Annotated in this window: 11 protein-coding genes; 9 read left to right on the top strand and 2 right to left on the bottom strand. The window is 50.2% G+C overall.

Annotation, left to right across the window (positions count from 1 at the left end; translation table 11 throughout):
* Positions 1-34 precede the first annotated feature (34 nt).
* From FQV43_RS08590 to FQV43_RS08580, 3 genes are all read left to right on the top strand, one after another.
* Positions 35-3,547 (top strand): DNA-directed RNA polymerase subunit beta, encoded by a 3,513-nt coding sequence (locus tag FQV43_RS08590; RefSeq protein WP_168195107.1) that lies wholly within the window; start codon positions 35-37, stop codon positions 3,545-3,547.
* A gap of 120 nt (positions 3,548-3,667) precedes the next feature.
* Positions 3,668-7,675 (top strand): DNA-directed RNA polymerase subunit beta', encoded by a 4,008-nt coding sequence (locus FQV43_RS08585; RefSeq protein ID WP_144275388.1) that lies wholly within the window; start codon positions 3,668-3,670, stop codon positions 7,673-7,675.
* A gap of 117 nt (positions 7,676-7,792) precedes the next feature.
* Positions 7,793-8,314 carry a hypothetical protein gene (locus FQV43_RS08580; protein ID WP_146340013.1) on the top strand — a complete coding sequence of 174 codons (522 nt, stop codon included), beginning with the start codon at positions 7,793-7,795 and terminating at the stop codon, positions 8,312-8,314.
* An 82-nt stretch (positions 8,315-8,396) separates the two neighbouring features.
* Here the strand turns inward: FQV43_RS08580 and FQV43_RS08575 are convergent, their stop codons facing one another.
* Positions 8,397-8,708 carry a hypothetical protein gene (locus tag FQV43_RS08575; RefSeq protein WP_146340011.1) on the bottom strand — a complete coding sequence of 104 codons (312 nt, stop codon included), beginning with the start codon at positions 8,706-8,708 and terminating at the stop codon, positions 8,397-8,399.
* A 264-nt stretch (positions 8,709-8,972) separates the two neighbouring features.
* Positions 8,973-9,803, bottom strand: a complete 831-nt coding sequence (locus FQV43_RS08570; protein WP_144275392.1) for a GDSL-type esterase/lipase family protein — start codon at positions 9,801-9,803, stop codon at positions 8,973-8,975.
* Between the two features lie 223 nt (positions 9,804-10,026).
* On the opposite strand from FQV43_RS08570, the gene FQV43_RS08565 reads away from it, so the two are divergent.
* From FQV43_RS08565 to FQV43_RS08540, 6 genes are all read left to right on the top strand, one after another.
* The gene (locus tag FQV43_RS08565) at positions 10,027-10,365 is read left to right on the top strand and encodes a hypothetical protein (RefSeq protein ID WP_146340009.1); all 339 of its coding nucleotides are present in this window, start codon (positions 10,027-10,029) and stop codon (positions 10,363-10,365) included.
* Positions 10,366-10,382: 17 nt separating this feature from the next.
* Positions 10,383-10,949, top strand: coding sequence for a hypothetical protein (locus FQV43_RS08560; RefSeq protein WP_144275396.1), 567 nt, complete (start codon positions 10,383-10,385; stop codon positions 10,947-10,949).
* A gap of 52 nt (positions 10,950-11,001) precedes the next feature.
* The gene (locus FQV43_RS08555) at positions 11,002-13,905 is read left to right on the top strand and encodes a vWA domain-containing protein (RefSeq protein WP_146340007.1); all 2,904 of its coding nucleotides are present in this window, start codon (positions 11,002-11,004) and stop codon (positions 13,903-13,905) included.
* Between the two features lie 165 nt (positions 13,906-14,070).
* Complete coding sequence (locus tag FQV43_RS08550) at positions 14,071-17,700, top strand: tubulin-like doman-containing protein (RefSeq protein WP_146340005.1); 3,630 nt, start codon at positions 14,071-14,073, stop codon at positions 17,698-17,700.
* Positions 17,697-20,456, top strand: a complete 2,760-nt coding sequence (locus FQV43_RS08545) for a hypothetical protein (protein WP_146340003.1) — start codon at positions 17,697-17,699, stop codon at positions 20,454-20,456. The genes FQV43_RS08550 and FQV43_RS08545 overlap by 4 nt, the downstream gene beginning before the upstream one ends.
* Positions 20,457-20,513: 57 nt before the next feature.
* Positions 20,514-22,799: a hypothetical protein gene (locus tag FQV43_RS08540; RefSeq protein WP_144275403.1), complete on the top strand. Its 2,286-nt coding sequence runs from the start codon at positions 20,514-20,516 to the stop codon at positions 22,797-22,799.
* Positions 22,800-22,812: the final 13 nt, after the last annotated feature.

Here is a 22,812-nt window from a genome sequence, read left to right as displayed (position 1 = left end):
GTGGTCAATATTGCGGGGCCATCATCCGCGTGAGGTGCTGGAAGGACCCATCTTGGCAGTCTCCCGCCAGACCAAGGCCGATATCCCTGGGGCTCCAAAACGTAAATCGTTTGCCAAAATCACGGAACCAATCGAGGTCCCGGGGCTTCTTGATATTCAATTAGAATCATTCGCTTGGCTTATCGGTACCCCTGAGTGGCGTGCCCGTAAGCAAGAAGAGCTAGGTGAGGGCGTTCGCGTCACTAGCGGTCTCGAGGATATTCTCGAGGAGCTTTCACCTATCCAAGATTATTCTGGAAATATGTCTCTGTCGTTGTCGGAGCCACGCTTCGAGGACATGAAGAACACTATCGACGAGGCAAAAGACAAAGATATTAATTACTCTGCACCACTCTATGTGACAGCCGAGTTTATTAATAACGACACCCAGGAAATCAAGTCACAGACAGTTTTCATTGGTGATTTCCCAATGATGACAGACAAAGGCACGTTCATTGTTAATGGTACTGAGCGTGTTGTTGTGTCTCAGCTTGTGCGTTCTCCTGGCGTGTACTTTGACCAGACAATCGACAAATCAACTGAGCGTCCATTACATTCAGCGAAGGTCATTCCTTCCCGTGGTGCATGGCTAGAGTTTGACATTGACAAGCGCGATACCGTCGGAGTACGTATCGACCGCAAACGTCGTCAGCCAGTAACCGTGTTCCTACGTGCATTGGGCTGGACAACCCAGCAGATCCAGGAACGCTTCGGGTTCTCTGGCATCATGATGCAGACTCTGGAAGATGACGGTTTCGAGAAAATCGATCCAGCTGAGCGTACCGACGCCGCTCTCTTAGAAATCTATCGCAAGCAGCGTCCAGGCGAGCAACCAACTCGTGATCTGGCTCGCTCCTTGCTGGATAACTCATTCTTCAAGGCAAAGCGCTATGATCTCGCTAAAGTTGGTCGCTACAAGGTAAACCGCAAGCTCGGTTTAGGTGGCGACAATGAAGGTCTAATGACTCTTACCGAAGAAGATATTGCCACCACACTGGAATACCTTGTGCGTTTGCATGAAGGTGAGCAGACCATGACCTCCCCAATTGGTCGTGAGATCCCAGTTGAGGTTGATGATATTGACCACTTTGGTAATCGTCGTTTGCGTACCGTCGGTGAGCTTATCCAAAACCAGGTTCGTGTAGGTCTGTCTCGTATGGAGCGTGTGGTTCGCGAGCGCATGACCACTCAGGACGCTGAGTCGATCACACCAACCTCGTTGATTAACGTGCGCCCAGTTTCTGCTGCCATTCGTGAGTTCTTCGGTACTTCACAGATGTCGCAGTTCATGGATCAAAACAACTCACTTTCTGGTTTGACCAACAAGCGTCGTCTCTCTGCGCTTGGTCCTGGTGGTTTGTCCCGTGAACGCGCTGGTATTGAGGTTCGAGACGTTCACGCTTCTCACTATGGTCGTATGTGTCCAATTGAGACTCCCGAAGGTCCAAACATTGGTCTGATCGGTGCTTTGGCATCTTATGCTCGCGTGAACCCATTTGGGTTTATTGAAACCCCATACCGCAAGGTAGAAAATGGTCGCCTTACCGACCAAATCGACTACCTCACCGCTGATGAAGAAGACCGTTATGCAGTGGCTCAGGCGAAAACTGCAGTAGATAAAGACGGCTACATTCTTGACGACCGCGTCACCGTTCGCATGAAGAACGGTGAGGTAGCCGTGGTCAAGAATACTGAGATTGACTACATGGACGTCTCACCTCGTCAGATGGTGTCGGTTGCAACCGCAATGATTCCATTCCTCGAGCACGACGACGCTAACCGTGCCCTCATGGGTGCAAATATGCAGCGCCAGGCAGTGCCACTTGTGCGTGCTGAAGCACCATTTGTTGGTACCGGTATGGAACTTCGTGCAGCTTACGACGCAGGTGATCTTGTGATTAACAAGAAAGCCGGTGTCGTTGAAGACCTGTCTGCTGACTTCATCACCGTGATGGACGATGAAGGTATCCGTGATACCTACCGCTTGCGCAAGTTTGAGCGCACTAACCAGGGCACAAGCTATAACCAAAAACCATTGGTCAACATTGGTGACCGCGTAGAAGCTGGTCAAGTTATCGCTGATGGTCCAGGTACTCACAATGGTGAAATGGCATTGGGACGCAACTTGCTTGTTGCGTTCATGCCTTGGGAAGGTCACAACTACGAGGACGCTATCATCTTGAACCAGCGTCTCGTGGAAGAAGACATCCTGACCTCCATCCACATTGAAGAACACGAAATTGATGCGCGTGACACCAAACTCGGTGCCGAGGAAATCACTCGTGAAATTCCAAATGTGAGCGAGGACGTGCTCAAAGATCTCGACGAGCGCGGTATTGTTCGCATCGGTGCAGATGTTCGTGACGGCGATATCCTCGTCGGTAAGGTCACCCCGAAGGGTGAAACAGAGCTGACCCCAGAAGAGCGCCTCCTGCGTGCTATTTTCGGTGAGAAAGCTCGTGAGGTTCGCGATACCTCCATGAAGGTGCCACACGGTGAGACTGGTAAAGTTATCGGTGTTCGTCGTTTCTCTCGTGAAGACGATGATGATCTCGCACCAGGCGTAAACGAAATGATCCGCGTGTACGTCGCTCAAAAGCGTAAGATCCAAGACGGTGATAAGCTCGCTGGTCGCCACGGTAACAAGGGTGTGGTTGGTAAGATTTTGCCAGCTGAAGATATGCCATTCTTGCCAGACGGTACTCCAGTAGACATCATCTTGAACACTCACGGTGTGCCACGTCGTATGAACATCGGTCAGGTGCTCGAGGTTCACCTCGGCTGGTTGGCTGCTGCTGGTTGGAAGATTGACACAGACAACCCAGATAACGCTGAGTTGATGAAGCTCCTCCCAGAAGAACTTTACGACGTTCCTGCAGGATCTTTGACCGCAACCCCAGTATTCGACGGTGCATCCAACGAAGAACTAGCTGGTTTGCTTGCTAATTCTCGTCCAAATCGTGACGGTGACGTCATGGTAGACGCCAATGGTAAAGCGCAGCTATTCGACGGACGCTCAGGTGAACCATTCCATGATCCAGTATCTGTTGGTTACATGTACATCCTGAAGCTGCACCACCTGGTTGATGAGAAGATTCACGCACGTTCCACGGGTCCTTACTCCATGATTACCCAGCAGCCTCTGGGTGGTAAGGCACAGTTCGGTGGCCAGCGCTTCGGTGAAATGGAAGTGTGGGCAATGCAGGCATATGGTGCCGCTTACACCCTCCAGGAGCTATTGACCATTAAGTCCGATGACGTGGTTGGTCGTGTCAAAGTCTATGAGGCAATCGTCAAAGGCGAGAACATTCCAGACCCAGGTATTCCTGAGTCATTCAAGGTGTTGCTCAAAGAATTGCAATCCCTCTGTCTCAACGTGGAAGTTCTCTCCGCAGACGGTACCCCAATGGAACTATCCGGCTCAGAGGACGATGAGTTCGATCAAGCTGGCGCTTCCCTTGGCATTAACTTGTCTCGTGATGAACGCTCCGACGCTGACATCGCTTAATACCCCAGGTCTGGCTGCTAGTTCGCTCATTACAAGGGAACTAGCAGGCAGGCGGAAACTAACATCACAATTGGAACCACTATCATCTCTTGGAATTAGTCCGAGGGGAAAGGCAGTGACGTGTTAGACGTCAATTTCTTCGATGAGCTCCGCATCGGCCTGGCTACAGCCGACGACATCCGTCGTTGGTCTAAAGGCGAGGTCAAGAAGCCGGAGACCATTAACTACCGTACTCTTAAGCCAGAGAAGGACGGCTTGTTCTGTGAGCGCATCTTCGGTCCAACCCGCGACTGGGAATGTGCTTGTGGTAAATACAAGCGTGTCCGCTACAAGGGCATTATCTGTGAACGCTGTGGCGTTGAAGTAACCAAGTCCAAGGTGCGCCGTGAGCGTATGGGACACATTGAACTTGCTGCACCAGTAACACACATCTGGTACTTCAAGGGTGTGCCATCACGCCTAGGCTACTTATTGGATCTACCTCCAAAAGACCTCGAGCGTATCATTTACTTCGCCGCTAACATCATCACCAGCGTTGATGAAGAAGCGCGTCACAATGATATGAGCACCCTTGAAATGGAAATGCTGCTCGAAAAGAAAGACGTTGAGGCAGATGCCGAGTCTGAAATTGCTGAGCGCGCGCAAAAGCTAGAAGAAGATCTAGCTGAACTTGAGGCAGCTGGTGCCAAAGCAGATGCACGTCGTAAAGTGCAAAATGCTGCAGAAAAGGAAATGAGCAGCATTCGCCAACGCGCTGAGCTGGAAATCGACCGCTTGGAGGAGATTTGGCAAACATTCGTCAAACTCTCGCCAAAGCAGATGATCATCGACGACTCTATCTATGAAGAGCTTGTTGATCGCTTCGAGGACTACTTCACCGGTGGCATGGGTGCGGAAGCAATCCAGACCCTCATCCGTAACTTTGACCTCGACAAAGAGGCAGAGGAACTACGCGAAATCATCAAGAATGGTAAAGGTCAGAAAAAGACCCGTGCCCTCAAGCGCCTCAAAGTTGTTGCAGCTTTCCAGCGCTCCGGTAATGATCCAGCAGGAATGGTTCTTGACTGCATTCCAGTCATTCCACCAGAGTTGCGCCCAATGGTGCAGCTAGACGGTGGTCGCTTTGCGACCTCCGACCTCAACGACCTTTACCGTCGTGTGATTAACCGCAATAACCGCCTCAAGCGCATGATTGATCTTGGCGCACCTGAGATCATCGTGAACAACGAAAAGCGTATGCTACAAGAATCTGTGGATGCGCTCTTCGACAATGGTCGTCGCGGTCGCCCAGTGAACGGTCCAGGAAACCGACCACTGAAGTCCTTGAGCGATCTGCTCAAGGGTAAGCAAGGACGTTTCCGTCAGAACCTCTTGGGTAAGCGTGTTGACTACTCTGGTCGTTCCGTTATTATCGTCGGTCCGCAGCTCAAACTGCATGAATGTGGTTTGCCAAAACTGATGGCTTTGGAGCTGTTCAAGCCATTCGTGATGAAGCGTTTGGTGGAAAACGATTATGCGCAAAACATCAAGTCCGCAAAGCGCATGGTGGAGCGCCAGCGCCCAGAGGTGTGGGACGTTCTCGAAGAGGCTATTGCCGAGCACCCAGTGATGCTCAACCGTGCACCAACCCTGCACCGTCTAGGTATTCAGGCATTCGAGCCTAAGCTGATCGAAGGTAAAGCAATCCAGCTCCACCCACTAGCGTGTGAGGCATTCAACGCTGACTTCGACGGTGACCAGATGGCTGTGCACCTGCCACTATCCGCAGAGGCACAAGCTGAGGCTCGCGTATTGATGCTTGCGTCGAACAACATTCTATCCCCAGCGTCTGGTAAGCCATTGGCTATGCCTCGTCTGGACATGGTGACTGGTTTGTACTTCCTCACCATGAACAAGACCAATGGGGAATTTGGTTCCCAGGGAGCCTATGCACCTGCGACCGAAAATGGTCCAGCAACGGGTGTATATTCTTCCTACGCAGAAGCCATCATGGCATATGACCGTGGTGTGCTTGGGCTACAGGCGAAAATCAAGGTACGGATTAGCCACTTGCGCCCACCAGCTGATATTGAAGCTGAACTCTTCCCAGAAGGCTGGGAGCAAGGACAATCCTGGTTGGCTGACACCACCCTCGGTCGAGTAATGTTCAACGAGCTCTTGCCGTGGAACTACCCATACCTTGAAGGCGTGATGGTTCGTAAAGGTGGCGGCAGTGACAAACTCATGCTTGGCGACGTCATCAATGACCTTGCAGCTAAATACCCAATGATCACTGTGGCTCAGACCATGGATAAGATGAAAGACGCCGGTTTCTACTGGGCAACTCGCTCTGGCGTTACCATCACCATGTCTGACGTGCTTGTCTTGCCAAACAAAGACGAAATCCTTGACTCCTACGAGAGCGAGGCACGCAAGATCGAGCGCAAATACTGGGAGCAGGGTGCTCTTACTGAGCGCGAACGCTATGACCGTCTCGTTGAACTCTGGAAAGATGCAACTGACACTGTGGGTAACGCAGTCGAAGCACTCTACCCAGATGACAACCCAATCCCAATGATCGTGAAGTCCGGTGCTGCCGGTAACATGCGTCAGATCTGGACCCTTGCTGGTATGAAGGGTATGGTTGTGAACTCAAAGGGTGACTACATCACCCGCCCAATTAAGACCTCCTTCCGTGAAGGTCTGTCGGTGCTCGAGTACTTCAACAACTCCCACGGTTCCCGTAAAGGTCTTGCCGATACCGCGTTGCGTACTGCTGACTCTGGTTACCTCACCCGTCGTCTGGTGGACGTGGCTCAGGATGTTATCGTTCGCGAAGACGACTGTGGCACCCGCCAAGGTATCCGCGTTCCAGTGGCAGTAGAAGTAAAAGATGCTCAAGGCGAAGTCACCGGTTACCGCGCCCATGACCTCATCGAAACCAGTGTGTCTGGTCGTGTTGTCGCAACCGACGTAACTGTCAATGATGAAACAATCGTTTCCGCAGGTGAAAATCTCACTGAAGAAATCATTGCGAAACTCGTCGACGCTGGTATTACCCGTGTGAAAGTACGCTCCGTACTAACCTGCCAGACTGCAACAGGTGTGTGTGCTAAGTGCTATGGCAAGTCCATGGCATCTGGTCAGCTCGTGGATATCGGCGAAGCCGTTGGTATTGTGGCAGCGCAGTCCATTGGTGAGCCAGGTACCCAGTTGACAATGCGTACCTTCCACCAAGGTGGTGTTGGTGGCGATATTACCGGTGGTTTGCCACGTGTTCAGGAACTCTTCGAGGCACGTGTACCAAAGAACCGCGCACCTATCGCCTCCGTAGCCGGTACCGTCAGCTTGACTGATGAGGGTAATTTCTACACTCTCACCATCACTCCCGACGATGGCTCCGATGATGTCATCTACGAGAAGCTATCCAAGCGTCAGGGTCTAGCATCAATCCGCGTGCCAATGGAGAACAACCCAGGTGCATTCATCGAGCGCACTCTGCGTGAAGGCGACCACGTTGAAGTTGGTGAACGACTCCTCCGCGGACCTGCTGATCCACACGACGTTCTTGAAGTGCTCGGACGACGTGGCGTCGAACAGCACCTCGTTGATGAAGTACAAGCTGTGTACCGTGCACAGGGTGTGGCAATTCACGATAAGCACATTGAGATTATTATTCGCCAAATGTTGCGTCGTGGAACAGTGATTGAATCAGGATCTACCGAGTTCCTACCAGGTACTCTCGTGGATCTCTCCGAGGCAAAAGCAGCAAATGCTGAGGCAGTTGCCGCAGGTAAGCAGCCAGCGGAATTGCGCTCTGAGATCATGGGTATCACCAAGGCTTCCTTGGCTACCGAATCATGGCTCTCTGCTGCTTCCTTCCAGGAGACAACCCGTGTGCTTACCGACGCTGCCATTAACAAGCGTTCCGATAAGCTCATCGGTCTGAAAGAAAACGTCATTATCGGTAAACTCATCCCAGCTGGTACCGGTATTGCTCGTTACCGCAACATTGCAGTGAAACCAACTGAGGCTGCACGCAATGCTGCATACTCCATCCCAACCTATGGTGACTCCATCTACGGTGACGATGGATACGGTGAATTCACCGGCGCATCCATTCCATTGGATGACGCATTCAACTCCTAAAACATAGGAAAACCATAAGAACCCGTCGGGACGCTAAAAATATGAGCGCCGACGGGTTTCTTAGTATGCAAAGACAGACGAGAATACGCCAAAAGTGGTTCATGCTATGGTTATGCCATGAAGAATGTTTGGGGAAGTCATAGTGCTCATATGCGCATTGCTCTTTCTATAGTGAGCATTGCGTTGGGGGTCACGCTGAGTGCTTGTGGAGCACAAGGTGAGAAAACGCCAAGTATTGTCACGCAAACAGTAACCGCTACAGAAGCTCCACCTACAGAAAGTGCTGAAGATACAGCAGATGGAGAAGTAGCGACGGAGGAAGAGCATAACGAAGTCGCAGAGGAGGAAGGGGATACAGAACCAGAGATTGTAGCGCCTCAACCAACTCGGGGAGTTATACCTCAGCAACCAGTGCGGCAAATAGAACCTGCACAACCCGCGCAGCCTGCTCAACCGGCCCAGGAGGCTTTTCCACAACCACCTGCTGGAACCCTAGGTCAGGGCTTTGAGTGGGCAAAGATGGGACCATATCAATCAACGTGGACGTGTGAACAAACACGTAATCAATGGCCAACAAGGAGCAGCGATTGCTTCATGTACCAAGGCAGAGCCTATTTTTGGGGTGCGCGTCAAGCATAATGGTCAAGCTCAAAGTAGCGTCGTAATGCTAAAAACCGTCTACTCGTATTGCGGAGTAGACGGTTTTGGTATGTTTTCACTGTTACTTGCGATCTGAGAGTTCCTTCCAGACATAGCCTCCGATGATTAAACAAAGAGCAACGATCAGTAGCCAAGCGATGATATTCCAGCCCCTGTTGAATGAAAAAATGATCATTGCCATTATCAGAAGCACATTGCTCACCGATGATAACCAAGGTAATGGACGGAAAACATGGATAATGGCTACGACTAGGGCAAGCACACCCATTGCACTTACGAGAGCATTGCCATTCATGAAAGCTAAAACGGTGAACGAGATATACATCAACAGAGAACCATATTTTTCTAGCGCATTCTCCACTGTGTCTGCCATAAAAATTCCTCCATTTTTGATTGTGATTAAGGTGTATGAGCTGCTGAATATCACTTTGTCCATGCCCGCGTACCACTTATCCTAGTTGCGCAATAGGGGGGGGCAAGGAGATGGTATGAAAATGATGTGTACTTGTTATCGCTTAGAGATGTAGCCCAATAGGTGATCGGAAGTAAAATGGCATAAGAAAAATCCCAGACACTACCGGGAAAGTATGAGTCTGGGATTCTCGTTGCGCGAGCACAGAGACAATGTGCTCACATTTTAGCTGCGGACAATCTGCTCAGCAGTATTTGCGTGACCACCTACAGTAAGATGCAGTGGCAAGTTGCGTACTACTGGAAGATCAACAACACCAGAGATCCAACGATCCTGGTCAGGGGCACAGATGCCGTGAGCAGCAGAACTTGGTTTAATGTCTACGAATTGAGTACCGGTAGCATTAGCGGTATCGCGCTGCATATTTTGCACGAGCTGCTCGATTTCATTCATCACAGGCATGAAAGTGCGATCAGATGCATTGCCGCCAACATGGACGAGGCAAACGAAGTCACCATCGGTGATTTGGTTATAACCTATGGTCTTGATTGTTGCTTGTGGAGCAGCAGCCTTGATGCGGTTGATCTGAGCACTCATCTCACCAACGTAGCGTGCACGAATATCGGCAGCTGAGAGGGTTTTGTTGATGTAGTGTGGGTAGGTGTCGTTGAATCCTGCCATGATGCTAACAACTTTGGTGCCAGCGTTGAGCTTGCCGTCGGCAATAGCTTTATCGACCTGAGCGCTAATGTGCTGACCGCCAGTAAAAGCACTAGCACCGGCACAGGAGTAGTCCGCAAGATCAAGATTAAGGCGAGCAGCTGCTTGTGCAGCAAAACCATTAGGGTTAGTAGCACAATTGAGATTGTTTTTTCCTGGTGCATTGACTGCTTTGCTGATTTTATCGTTGAGATAATCGCCCGGAGTTGGGTCAGCTGGGATGGAATCACCGAAGCTAACAAAGTTTCCCTCTGCAGCGTGAGCTGGAATGACGGCAAGGCTCAAAGCGCTCATGCACGCAAAAGCACCAGCGATCATTTTAGAACGTAAACCCATGAAAAATCCTCTCGAATTTATTGATAAGCGTATAGACAGCTACCAAATTATTTCCCAATCCTAACAGAAGTACGAGGATCGAGGAAACTATTATCCATGTTTTGCTATCGACGAAGAACCCAAGAACATTACACTCTTGAGGAAAAGCATGGCGAAAGGGTGTAAAGCGAGAACAAGAAACTCTAGAATATACAGAGGAAATGTATAGGAAGGCGGGAAAGAGATGTCTTTTAATACTGATAGCACTAACCATACAGACAGTGGTTTTGCACCGGCGCAAAATTCTGCAGCATATTCTCCGTATTCTCCATATTCTCCACGGCCTAGCGTGCCCCGCATTATTGGTTTGAGCCTGGCTACCGCAGCTATAACTGCATTGATAGGCGTCGGTAGTGCTGTTATTGTGCAGGCTGTTCAAGGGGAGCACAAGCAAGAACCTACAGATCAAGAACAGATTGTGACCTCTGTTGTAGACCCTGTCGAGACTGGTGCACCAATTCATTCTGAACAGACTGAGACGGAACCGGCAGTAATAACTGAGCAAGGGGTACAAGGGGCATAGGTGTTTTTGCCCCAGAAATGCACAGGAAAGAACTGTGGCATCTGGGAGATAGCAGTGATACGCTCAAAGAAAACTTATTAGCTACCAGCAAAAAGAAAAGAGATAGACGGGTGACCAACAACTTTCCCCAAGGATCAGGTTTCGGCGGTGGAACTCATAATTCCAGCAATGCTCAATGGGTAGATTCCTCTCAAGCACCTGCTACCGGTTACAACGCCACTGGTTACAATGCCACGCATAGCAGCGTGCCAGTACGTTTTGTCTCTGGACCCTGGGCGCCAGTGATTATTGCAGCAGTATGTGCCTTCCTGGGGCTATGTATTGGTTTAGGAGTGCTCATCAGTCCTCTTAATGCTACCGACAGCGCCTATGTGGCTATTGCCAGCGTGGGATGGCTTCTTTGCGGAGTCATTTCCTTTGTGGTGCTGGGAATATACCTGATGAAAGACAATGCTATTCGTGCTGCAAACCCTTACATCGGTAACGGCACTCAGGTGCTGCTCTATCGGCTTAGTATTGCAGCAGGGTTACTTGGTGTGCTGATTACTGGTTGTGAAATAGCACTGTGGTTCTCAAAGCTATAGGGAAAATGAAGTGGTAGAGCTGAAAGAAACACACGTGATGGCAAATAGAGAAATGACACAGAGAAAAGAAGTCAAGACACAACAAGGGAATAAAGAGTACACAGTGGGAATAGCTGGTAGAAAACTCAAAAAAATTGGTGCGAGTGTTATCGCTGGTGCGTTGGCATTTGGTTGCTCGTTAGCGACGTTGGGGCTGGGTTCAGCCTCTGCCCAAGCTCAACAAGCACCGCAGGCACAGCCGGCAGAGCAACAAGAATCCTCTGCAATGAGTGATTTTGCCGCGTGCATGGCTGGCTCCCAGCGTGGAGATTTGCTCATTGTGATGGATCAGTCAGCCTCTTTGGTTGATGAGTTCGACGGTATCCCAGCCACAGATCCCAAAGCATTGCGCGTCGATGCTGCTTCTGACTTTGTGAAAGAACTCGCTCGCTATGGTCAGGAAACCGGGGTGGATATTCGCGTTCGTACTGCTGGCTTTGGCGAGGGATATTACAATGACGAGCCTAACTATGGCAGCTGGTCTGCTCTTTCCGATGATCGTGGTGTGGGTGAGGTCGTCGGGCAATTAAAGAAGTTCCAAGAGCGTACCAAAGATAATTTCACCCAATACCCAGACGCATTCCAAGGAGCACTTGCTACTGCTGGTGCCAGTGATGCGCCATGTCGGGCAGTCATGATTTTCAGTGACGGCAAAATGACCATGAAAGATCAAGATGCCGACGCTGCTCGCACAGATTTATGTGCAGCACAAGGCCCAGTGGCAGCATTACGACGCAGCGGTATCCACATTTTCTCTGTCGGGCTCACCGCGGGTGGTCGCCAAGATATGAGCCTGCTTAAAGACATATCAGAGTCTGATATGCAATGTGGCAATGGAGAAACCGCTAATGGTCAATTCTTTGCTGGTGCTGACGCTGCCGGACTCATGGCTGCGTTTAGATCCGCTCTTCCTGCAGGTGGTAGCTATTCACGCGCCGGGATGAACATCAACGAACCATTTGAGTTTGTGCTTGATAATAGTGTAAGTCCTATTCGCCTTTCCGGTTTGCCGGAAAAAGACCTGAATGTGCCCGCTGATAAAGCACCTATTCCTTATCTTATTGCCCCAGGTGGTCAGCCAGTGGAGTTGCAGCCAGGGCAGAGCACTATTGGCTCAGCGACGGTCACGACCCAATTTAATGAATCAGTACCAGGCATGGTTGATGTGTATATGGAGCGTACTGGTGATTGGGCAGGTCAATGGGTATTTGGGTATCGTGCCCCTGATATTGCTGATGCCACGTACCGGGCACAGATGCTTATTCGCCCAGGGCTAAAAATAGCTGTTGATGGTGCTGGCGAGAATACGCTCAGCCACCTTAATGCCGAACCTCTCTCAGTGGCTCTGGTGGATAGTTCAGGTGAACCTGTTGCTCTAGACGGAGATGCCACATTAAGCGCTGTGCTTGAAAACATTGACGGCACAGAAACTCCGCTGGCCCACGACATTTCCATTAAAGATGGGGCTTTCGTCGAGGTGCCATTAGAGGCAATTACTCAACCTACCAGTGGGGTAGTGAAACTCCGTGCGGATATTACTACCGCTGCCAGCGGCGATAAGCCCGGCACTAAGTTAGCCCCTATCACCTATGAAACCCCGGTGTCGATCACCCTTGAGTCTTTGCCTTCATTGCCGGGAACTATTGATCTTGGTCAGATCACCGAGAAAGAGCACACTGTCGAGGTGCCTGTGTCTGGTCCTGGAAAAATATGGCTGGAAGACACCATTATGCTGGGGGATCCAACCTTGCCGCGCGGTTTAGATCCTGCTGATTTCGCCGTAGAGACAGAACATAGTAGTGCCGACCGAGCGCTTGTCCTCGAGCGTGGTGAGCAAGCAACATTCCCACTTACTATTCGTAGCCAAGAGCTTGCCGACGGTCCTGTCAGCGGTTACCTCACGGTGCACTTTAGTGATGAACAAGGTAATGACGCTGGTGAGACTACTATTCCAGTGCGCGGTGCGATGAGTGCGCCAGTTAATGCGGTAACTTTTACCGCTGTGATGTTTGTGGTGCTCGTCGCGGCGCTGGCAATTCCACTGTTGATTTTGTACCTCATGAAGTACGTCGCTGGAAAAATGCCATCAAAGCCACGAGTTTATGCGTACCGGGTGCCGATTACTCAGAAAGGCGCTGGTATTTACCGAGCCGATACTGGGCAGCCATTCAACATTGATTATGCCGAGTTGATTTCGCAGAACGCATATTCATTGGATAGTCGTTCAGCCTCAGCTGCGGGGTATCAACTCAATGTAGTACTTGGGCTCAACCCATTTACCCCAGCTCATGTTGTGGTCAATGATCCTTTGTCGATTGCGGACGACGGTGCCCAACGCAATAACCAGGCACAATTGCCACTTGCGGTGCATAACCATTGGTTCCTCACGATGAATCCAAATAATGAAGAAGATATCACTTTGGTTATGCTTGCTGACGAGAATATCCAAGACGCATATCTTGCCGATATTGTGGCGTCGATCAATGCTAAGGCAGTTGAACGCATTGGGGCGCTGCGCCAAAGTAGATTGTCGGTGCTAGAGAACACCACAGCGAAGCCGAATCCTAAGCAGACGCGCCGAGCAGGTCGCGGTGCTAAGAAAGCCGGGAACACGGGGAATGCTGTGCAGTCCACGCCACAACAAGCAAGTGCTGGTGTCGCTGGTCAACAAGGTTTTTCCAGTGATTCTTCCCCAGCTTTCGACGCTTCCCAAGGCTTCAACCCCGATGGCGGCTTCAACCCCGGTGGTGGATTTACTGCTCAAGGCTTTAACCCACAAGCCGAGACTCCTGTTGGCGGCTTTGGCCAAGGCGGTTTTGGTGCTGATAATTCTGCACAGTGGGCTAACCCAGGTCAGGGAGCTTTCGATACTCCCAAGACGCAGAATGAGGATGAACCACCGAGTTTTGGCAACTAAAACTCGAAATTATGAGGAAAAATCTCAAAAATAGTTCTGAAATGAACGTGAGCAGTAGCGCGTTGGGGCAAAGTCGTTAGGATTGAAGTAAAAGCGTAACTGAGTAGGCGATCTATGTAACACGCTCAATGGCTCAGCTCAGTGACTCAAAGGAGAAAACAAGAAGTGAAGAAGTTTTTAGTAGTAGGTTGTGGTGGATCAGGTGCTGCTACCCAGGCCTATATGATGGACCAACTCAAAGCGTTCCTAAAAACTATTGATCCTCATCGGACTAAGCTGCCGGAATCCTGGCAGTTCGTTACTGTTGATGTTCCTATTGTGCCTGAAGCTGGTCCTCAGGGATTGCCCAATGTTACTGATGCTGGTGGTACCTATGTCTCTGTAGGAGCAAGCCAGAATTATGCTGCTTTTGATAAGGGCTTGTCGCAAGTGCTTGGTAGTAAAAAAGCTCTTGGCGAGATTGCTACCTGGGCAAGTCGTTCCCCAGAGACTCGGGACACTCCTATTTCTGCGGGTGCTGGTCAGTTCCGCGGTATTGGTCGTATGCTAACCATCCAGTCTTTGCCCAAGGTGCGTGCTCAGCTCGAAGAAGCCTTGCAGCGTATTAAAAATGGTAGTCGTGAGCTGCAAGAACTAAATATCCAATACAATAATGACTCCACCCCCATGGATAATGAGAAACCACTGATCTTTGTGATTTCCTCTATGGCTGGTGGTGCGGGTGCCTCCATGTTCTTGGATATTTGCCGCCTTCTGACCACTATTGATGGCGTCGAGCCTACAGAAACAGTGGCGTTCATGTATACCCCAGAGGTGTTCGAGTCTTTAGCCAAAGACCAATCCATCGGGCAGTGGCCTAATGCTTTGGCAGTATTCGGCGAGGCAATTGCAGCACAATTTGGTACTGCTGTGGAACACGATGCGCGCCTATTTCGTGCACTGGGCATTGGTGGTAGCCCACAGCGTTCTTCCATTGGGCGCATGATTCCTATCGGTTCGCGCATGGGTGGGCAAGGCACTGCCTTTGGCGACGGCAGCGCAGATTCTGTGTACCGCGGTCTTGGTCGCGCCTTGGCCGCTTTGATGAGCTCGGAAAAGGCGTCTCGTTCCTTTAAGTCTTATACCCTAGCCAACACTGGTGTTATTGCCTCTGACCGTGGACTACACGGTTGGGGTGATCCGCATGATCCAAGTGCTGACTTTATCCCGTGGGGTTCGATGGGGTATGCGCAATTATCTATGGGCCGTGATCGCTATGCTGAATACTCAGCACAACGTCTTTCTCGTTCTGCCTTTGAGCGCCTGCTGCACGGGCATATTGACGCTGATAGTGATGCCACTGGTACTGAGCAGCTCGACGCCAAACTACGCGATTACTACCCATTATTCCTCAAAGATACTGGGTTACCTGAGGGACTGTACCGCTCACAATTATCCCAGGGCGAAGTAGATAACTGGATCTTTAACATCTTTGGTAAAGAAGGCAATGAAGCTATTGCGCGCATGAATGCAGTTATGCGTGAGAGCATTCCTAATGGTGATGGTCTGAAATCTCGTGATTGGCACGATACTATCCTGGCGCGCATTAACGACCCTCGCCTTGATCGAGAAATGCACGCTATCGTCGAAGATGTCGCTTATCGTGCCGTACATCGCTATGCCGATGTGCTTGCTAATACCTTTGTTGCCAATATCGAGCAGCAGATTGCGCGTTTTGGTGTGCCTTATACTGAGAAACTCGTCGATAGGCTCAGAGAGGCTATTCAGGAAAACTTGGTGGAGTTTGTCAATAAGCGCGGTGAATCTGTGCAGAATATGCGGGTTACTGCGCAACCAGCTGAGTTGAGTGCGCATTTGCAGCCGCTCAATGGTAAGGGCACGGTCAATAATAGTGCGCAGCTGGTCAGCGCCATGATTGATGCATATCGCAATCAGTTTACGCATTTTGTTGCTGGTGCTTTTGCCCGGAAGTTAGCGCCAGTGTTGCAGGATTTTGCGGTGTCGGCACTTGCGCCATTGCAGAAGTCGTTGAGTAATATCCATGCTGATCTCAATGCAGCAGAGGCGAAGGTTAAGACTCCGTCCAAGTTTGCTGATGTCACCACTTATGAGCCTAAGGATTGGCCTCGTGACGATGATGAGCGCGTCGATAAGCGCTTCTTTGGTTCGGCAAATGAAATTGTTATTTCTAAAGTGGAGAATTTTGGGCATGATTATGAGGCGCATATTATGTCCACGCAAAATGAGAAATATACAGCTGATGCGATTCGTTCTGCGATTAAAGAAATTATTTTGGGCAAGTGGGAGACTGAGTCAGCAGTTAAGGCACCTAATGATACGCTTGCGCCGCAACTACCAGCTGATGCGGTAGTGGGTAACCGCATGGGGTGGGTGTCTCGTTCTCTGGTTGAACCTATTGGTGGGGTTGGGGAGCGTCGAGAGACGCGTAAAGCGACCTTTGAGATTCGCTTGCGTCCACATGATTTGCTTGATCGTGCACGGTTGTGGATTCAGCGACCCAATAAGCCATTCTCTGATTTCATCGAGCTGGACTTGCGCACCTATCTCAGTCGCGATAATGCTGCTAATGACGCTGATTTCTCTCATCGAATTGCACGCTTGCGCGCTGCGTTTAGTGAGGCGATCGAAAAGGCGCGTCCGTTGGCGGCTGTCTCAACAGATATGGTGGCGCGCGCTTATAAAGGGCAAGCACAAGTGCAGTACCGTTATAGTTTCTCTGAAATCCCATTCGAGGCGACAGAAACTGGCGATATTTTGCGAGAAGTCCTCAAAGGTGATAGCAATATCGACGCAACGACAAAAACCACGTTCGACGATGCCCAAACGCAGTCACGCAAGATACGTTCCATTGAAGTTTTTGGTGCTTATCCTGCCTATACTCCGCTGGTATTTTCTTCTTTGTTGCCGCATATTGCCCATGACTGGAATAGTCGTTCTAATAAAGAATCCTTCTGGGAATTGCGTCGCTCACGACCACTACCAGCAGCATTGCCACTGACCAACAAAGAGCGTGAAGCTATGGTTGCTGGTTGGCTCATTGGTATGGCGCTCAAGCGTATCTACATTGATAATCCTGGTACTGAACAAGCGTGTGCCTATATTTGGGATGAGGAAAATACTCGGTGGTTGAGTTTCCCGAAGCAATTGCTGACCCCACCTCGTTATTTCCGCAAGTCCTATGATTGGATGCCAGCGATTCTCGAATCTGTGCTTTTGGCCTATGCCAATAGTCATGATGTGCCGCCTGGGGGTGCCATTGCAGATTCTATGCGCCCATATCATGTGCTGCGTGGACTCTACGACAACGGCATCGAAGGACCAACCACCGGTGATATCAACCGCTCTGTGGTCAGTGTCCTTGCTGCGTGGTTGCGTACTGGTCAACAGCCACCTTTAGGAACAGATAATCCTGCTCCGGCAACCTTGGAAGAACGCTACGAAGCAGCACTGTCGTATTTTAAGAAGTATGAAAAACTCTCGTTGGACTTTATTCCAACTACCGACGGTGCCTTTGTGCCTGGTACTGGCAGTACCCAAAAACCTTTTGCTGATGTGACTGATCGTAACGTCGCAAAGATGATGCCGCTTTTCCACGATGTAGCTCCCGATACCTTTAAGATGGCGCGTGAGCTACAGCAGTGGTTGGCAGAAGCGAAAGTGAAGGCGAGCCAACCAGAGCAGAGCTTTAGCCCAAGTGCTACCCCTGTGCAGCATAATGACTCTAGTTTGCCGCAATTGCCAGATTTTGGTGATTCAGAGGGTGATTTCCTATGAGCGCAGCGACGACCCTTATCCTCGGCAGCGGTAGTGATGCTCGCAAAGTGCGCAGCAGTCTTGTCGATCTGCAAGCATTGGGTATGACCCGCAAATTCTTGTGGGCAGACTTAGACAATATGGATAGCGTCGACAACATTGATACTGATACTGAGGGGAACTTGCGTATTCGCAAGCAGTCGCTTTCTCAAGGTTGGCGTGAGTCGGTTGCAGATAACTATTTCATTATCTATCTGGAACTTGCCGGGGATACGGTAACTAACTCCGCCTACCGCAATTACGACGACATTATGCGTCGGGTCAGTGATTGGCGGGCTGAATGCAGCAGAATCTTAAACCAAGATATTCCTGTAGTACGTCTCGTAGTGCCAAATCTTGAACAGCCGGCATCTATCCAGGAATTCCAAGGGCATACGCTGATTGTGTCGCCCGAGGATTCAGAGACGCCATTATCGCCAAAAGATGATGTTACTTATCTCAATGCCCCGCATACTGCCACAGCAATCGCAAACCTGGCTGGTTTGTGGAATACTGCCGATTGCGCACCTTATCTGGAATACATCAAAAACAGTGGTACCGTGTCTTCTGCAGAACACGCCCGTTTAGTGCGAACATACCATCAGTATGTGGATGCCTCAGCAGTAGAAAATGAAATCTACCAGCAAGTATTCGACCTAGATCATAATTTGCCCTATCCTGCTCTGACCAATGGGCAGCACATTGTTAATGTCGATGACGACGACAGAGCCACCCAATTTATGTCTGAGACACTCATGCATAACAATGCAGCTCAGTTCGTGCTACCACGCACCCCGGCAGCATATGCGCAAAATATCCAGGTGCGCGGCTTTGAGATGCTCAAACAATTTTTTAAGTTCTTCTTCCAGGCAGTCATTGGCAGCCCAACCTCATGGATTCAGAGTTTCTCGGCAACTGTTACCCAAAAAACGGCGGAGCATATTCAGAACCTGCTCTATGGTGGCGATTCTAATATTGAGGTGATCGTCGGGAAGCATTCTGGTCGCCGCAAATCAACAATCCAAGAGCTCAACGACGCCTCCACAAAAGTCAACGCAGCGATTAAAAATAATCACATTGAGCTGGCACAACAAGATTCGCTCAGTGGTTTCTGGCGCGCCTATACCGACACAGCCAAAACACTGGTTGATGGCAAAGAGCGCTTTGACTCTGATCTCCGCCTGACCTTAAACCAAATTCCAGCGATCGTATCCGATGCGCGTTTTTCTGTCCCCGCCTACACCGAGGCTTTCGACGGCTACCACCCAACATTGAGCAATGTGCTCGGCGGTAGTTTGCCCGAAACCAAAATCTATGGTTTTGACCCCGAAGGTGCCAAGCGCTACCAAGAGGCAATCAACTATGCTGCCAGCCACACCACTGACGCTGGGGTGCAAAAATTGCGCCAAGATTTTGGGCACTGGCAAAACCAAGCTGTGCGTAGTTTCGCTTGGAAAATTGGCGAGAAAATCACTACCAAAGTAGAAGAAGCCAGGGTGAAAGCCCAGGCGTGTAGTGATGACTTGCGCAGCATAAGGCAGCACCTAGAACAATTGCCGGACATTGCGGCAAAGGTCAAAGAACTGGCAAGAAAATTGCGAATCATAGAAATTATCTGGTTCGTGGGTATGGTTTTGCTGGGCTATCTCTGCGCGTCCTGTTATAACGCTGAGCAATCATGGGCGTTGAGTAATGAGTTCTTTACCTGGCAGCGCACCTTACTCTTTGGCATTGTTTTTTCTGTCTTGATGTTGCTGTGGCAGATTATTGTTTTTGCCAAAGCTAACCAAGGAATTTTTAGCGTCATTGAGGCGAAAAAAGTGCTCAGTGAAAATGAACGGATCGTTACCGAAGACCTCAAGCGCGCTATAGCGGAGGTGCAGAAAACTTCGGGTGCCTATGCGCAATTCTTTGCGTGGTCGGCTATTTTGAGCAGGGTGCTTACGCAGCCTTTTGGTCGTCAAGACCACAAGCGTAGTTTGAGCCGCGTGGCACAATCAGGGTTACCACGCAATACCCACATCAGCACTAGCAAGGCGAGTGCAGAAGAAATAAATAATGCGGTCGAGCACATTCGTGCCAAGATTTATCCTATTGGCTGGGTTGAACAAGCCTATGACACTATCATTAGCCAGGCGTTAGAGCAGTCGATGAAGCGGGCAAATTATGGTGGAGAAAACGTTACGCTCTATGGGCAATCAGGGCACAATTCGCAATTAGAAGCAGTTGCACAGGCGTGTCTTGAAGATACTGGCGTATTTGGGCATGAGCGTGGTATGCAAGCATGGCAGTATGGGTTGAATTTCTTGCGTACGCATAATTCCAGTTATGAGCAGAAAATATCCCATAGTGCGCTCAATACCGATATGGTGCGCTTAGAAACAGGCAAACTCAACAGCAGTTTTAACCATAAGATCATCACCAGCGACGGGGTGAACAATGGTGCTGCTGAGGTAGATCCGCATATCCGAGTATTAGCTCGCCATAATGTTGGCGATTCTCTCTCTGAGTCGTTAACCGTGGTGGAATATGGTGCCTTCACCGACTTGGGATATTTCCAGCTTGCAGCTGAGCAACACACTGATCATTCTCGTGCAGCCACAGCGCTAGAGTTGCCGTCATTGGAGGCAACTACCCAGAATGAGCAGAGTGAATCTGCGGCAACGGCGTCGCCAGTATCGGCACAATTCCAGACACCCTTGCCAGATATTGCCGATGATTTTGATGGCTTGATTTAACCCCCGCAAGCACTCGTAGCCTTAGCGCACAAATATGCAAATAAAGGAAAGACGCTTATGAACTCGACATTGCACCTTCGCTTATCGCAATTAGATCAAGTCACGCTAGAGCGAATTATGCGTGCGCCGCAGTTGGATGAGCAAGAATTAGCGCAACTATTGGGGGAAGAGCATAGCGATCTTATTCCTGAGATAATGCGTAAACGGCAGCAAGCTGCCCCCGAGCATTTGCTGACAGCTGCTCAGGATTCTGGAGCTGCCCCTGGAACAACTGCAACGTCGGAAGCGGAACCTGAAGAAGCCATCGTGGCAGCAGAGGCAGCGGAAGTCGCACAAGCAGCGGATCAGATCATCACTGGTTTAGAGTTTAGCGCCTATGATTATGGTGCAGATGTGGCTGGGGCACCAGGGATTAATACCTATGATCTGAATTATCGTCGGGAGAATGCAGATAGCCAAGCGCGCACGGAAATCGTTTGGGAACCCATCCACGGCTATGACACTGTGCTCTACCGCGTCATGCGCACTGACTATCTCACAGAAGAACCCTCACCTGATGACGCAGAAGAACTGGTGGTGACCACTGACACCACCTTTGAGGATCCTGTCCCGGATCATCATGCCTATATGGAATACCAAGTGTGGGCATATGTAGGCAAAGACATCGCAGACGCTAGACGCGCCCAACCCATTTTCATTGGTCGCCAACTGTGCATTTTCCCGCCGTGCGATATTCAGATTAGCGAAGCCCAAGGAGTCATTGAGGGCACCTGGCCAGCTATTAGTGGGCTACATAAAATGCGCGTGTATGTCATGGAGGGGGGTCGTGGACGCATTGACCGCCCCGAAAATGAGCTTTTCGACGGCGTGACAAAGCGTTCTTTCCGTTATCGCACGCACAACCGTGGCGTGAGTGTCAAAGTCGCCTTTTGTGCTGGGGTGCTCGACGCGTCAGGCAATGAAAACTATGGTCCTACCAGCAAAGAATATATTGTCAATGTCGATGGTGAGCTGGAAAAAGTACCGTTTGAGTTGGTGGATAAGATACAAGATGATGTCACCGCAAGCACTCAGATTTATGTGAATTGGTATGCGCCACCGGTAGGTAAAGTGCGCGTATATCTGAGCAATCAACGCCCTAATGAAGACCTCACGTGGGAAGAAGTACCAATTGAGGCATTAGAGAACGACGGGGTGCTCAGCAATGCCATTATCTACCGCGATTTTGACGACTACGCACCAGGTGAGTCTGTGGATCATTATTTCATGTGGCCAGATGGTGAAGATGAAGTATATGTCACCCCGGTAAATATCTTGGGAGAGAAAGCCATTGTGGGGCAGTCGAGTGCGCTGCAACGAGTGGGCGATATACAGCAGGCGCAATTACGCGAAAATGTTGGGTTCCAACTTATTTCCTTCGACTGGCCACTAGGCGCAAGCACTGTTTTAGTAGAAAAAACCTCTACCGGTGGTTATCACAACGGTTTAGAGCGGACAAAAATTGGTGAGATTACCCAGAAGAATTATCGCCGTAATGGTGGTATCAGACTGAACCTGAACGCTAATGGTGAAGATATTGTGCTCACCCCGCAGAGCATGGACGCCGGCAGAATTGAGAGTGCCCAAAATCCCACTGTGGTGAATTATCCAGGATTATGGCGCTATCTTTACACAATTCAGGCGGTAGCGGGCAATAACCCAGGGTTGATCATTAAAGTGTGGCGCGATGGTGCGCGTGACCCTAACCCACCGCGATTCCGTATCGTCCACAATGCGGATCGACTGCCGCTTTTCTCACAGGATTATGCGCAACGACATCGTGTGGAATTAAGCGCACAACGATGGGACAATGCGCACGCTGATTCCATTGGTGGTCCCATTTTGACCACTGAGGAGCTTGGTGCTGATGAGCAGGGCGCAACCACATGGTTTATTCCTGGTAAAGAAATAACTCGTCCGGGCTTTATTCGGCTATTCATGGTGCATGAGGATATTCATGCTGCTGGGGTGCGCAAAATTTTAACTGATGAGCGTAATGAATTGACGTTTATCAATAAGGATCATGTTGCAGTATTCCAGAGCAACAGTGCCCATGCTGCTGCTCCAGCTGGTGTACCTGGGGCAGGAGGATCTGGTGCTGTGGCGCAACCTGGTGCCTCGTCGTATGCAGATCCAGGGTTAGGTACTGGCTACCAGCCTGGTAATGGGCATAGTGAATATACCCGTGTTGTCGAAACAGTCCGGCCACTAGAGCAACCACAACAGCCGCAACCGATGCAACCAGCACAACCAGCACAACCAGCGCAGCAAAAACCCAAAAAACGCGGTTGGTTTTCGCGCTAGACAAGTCGCAATA

This window comes from Corynebacterium sp. sy039 (assembly GCF_007904105.1).
GTDB lineage: Bacteria > Actinomycetota > Actinomycetes > Mycobacteriales > Mycobacteriaceae > Corynebacterium.
The sequence above is the reverse complement of the archived record's forward strand: the minus strand, read 5'-3'. Positions and strand labels throughout refer to the sequence as shown.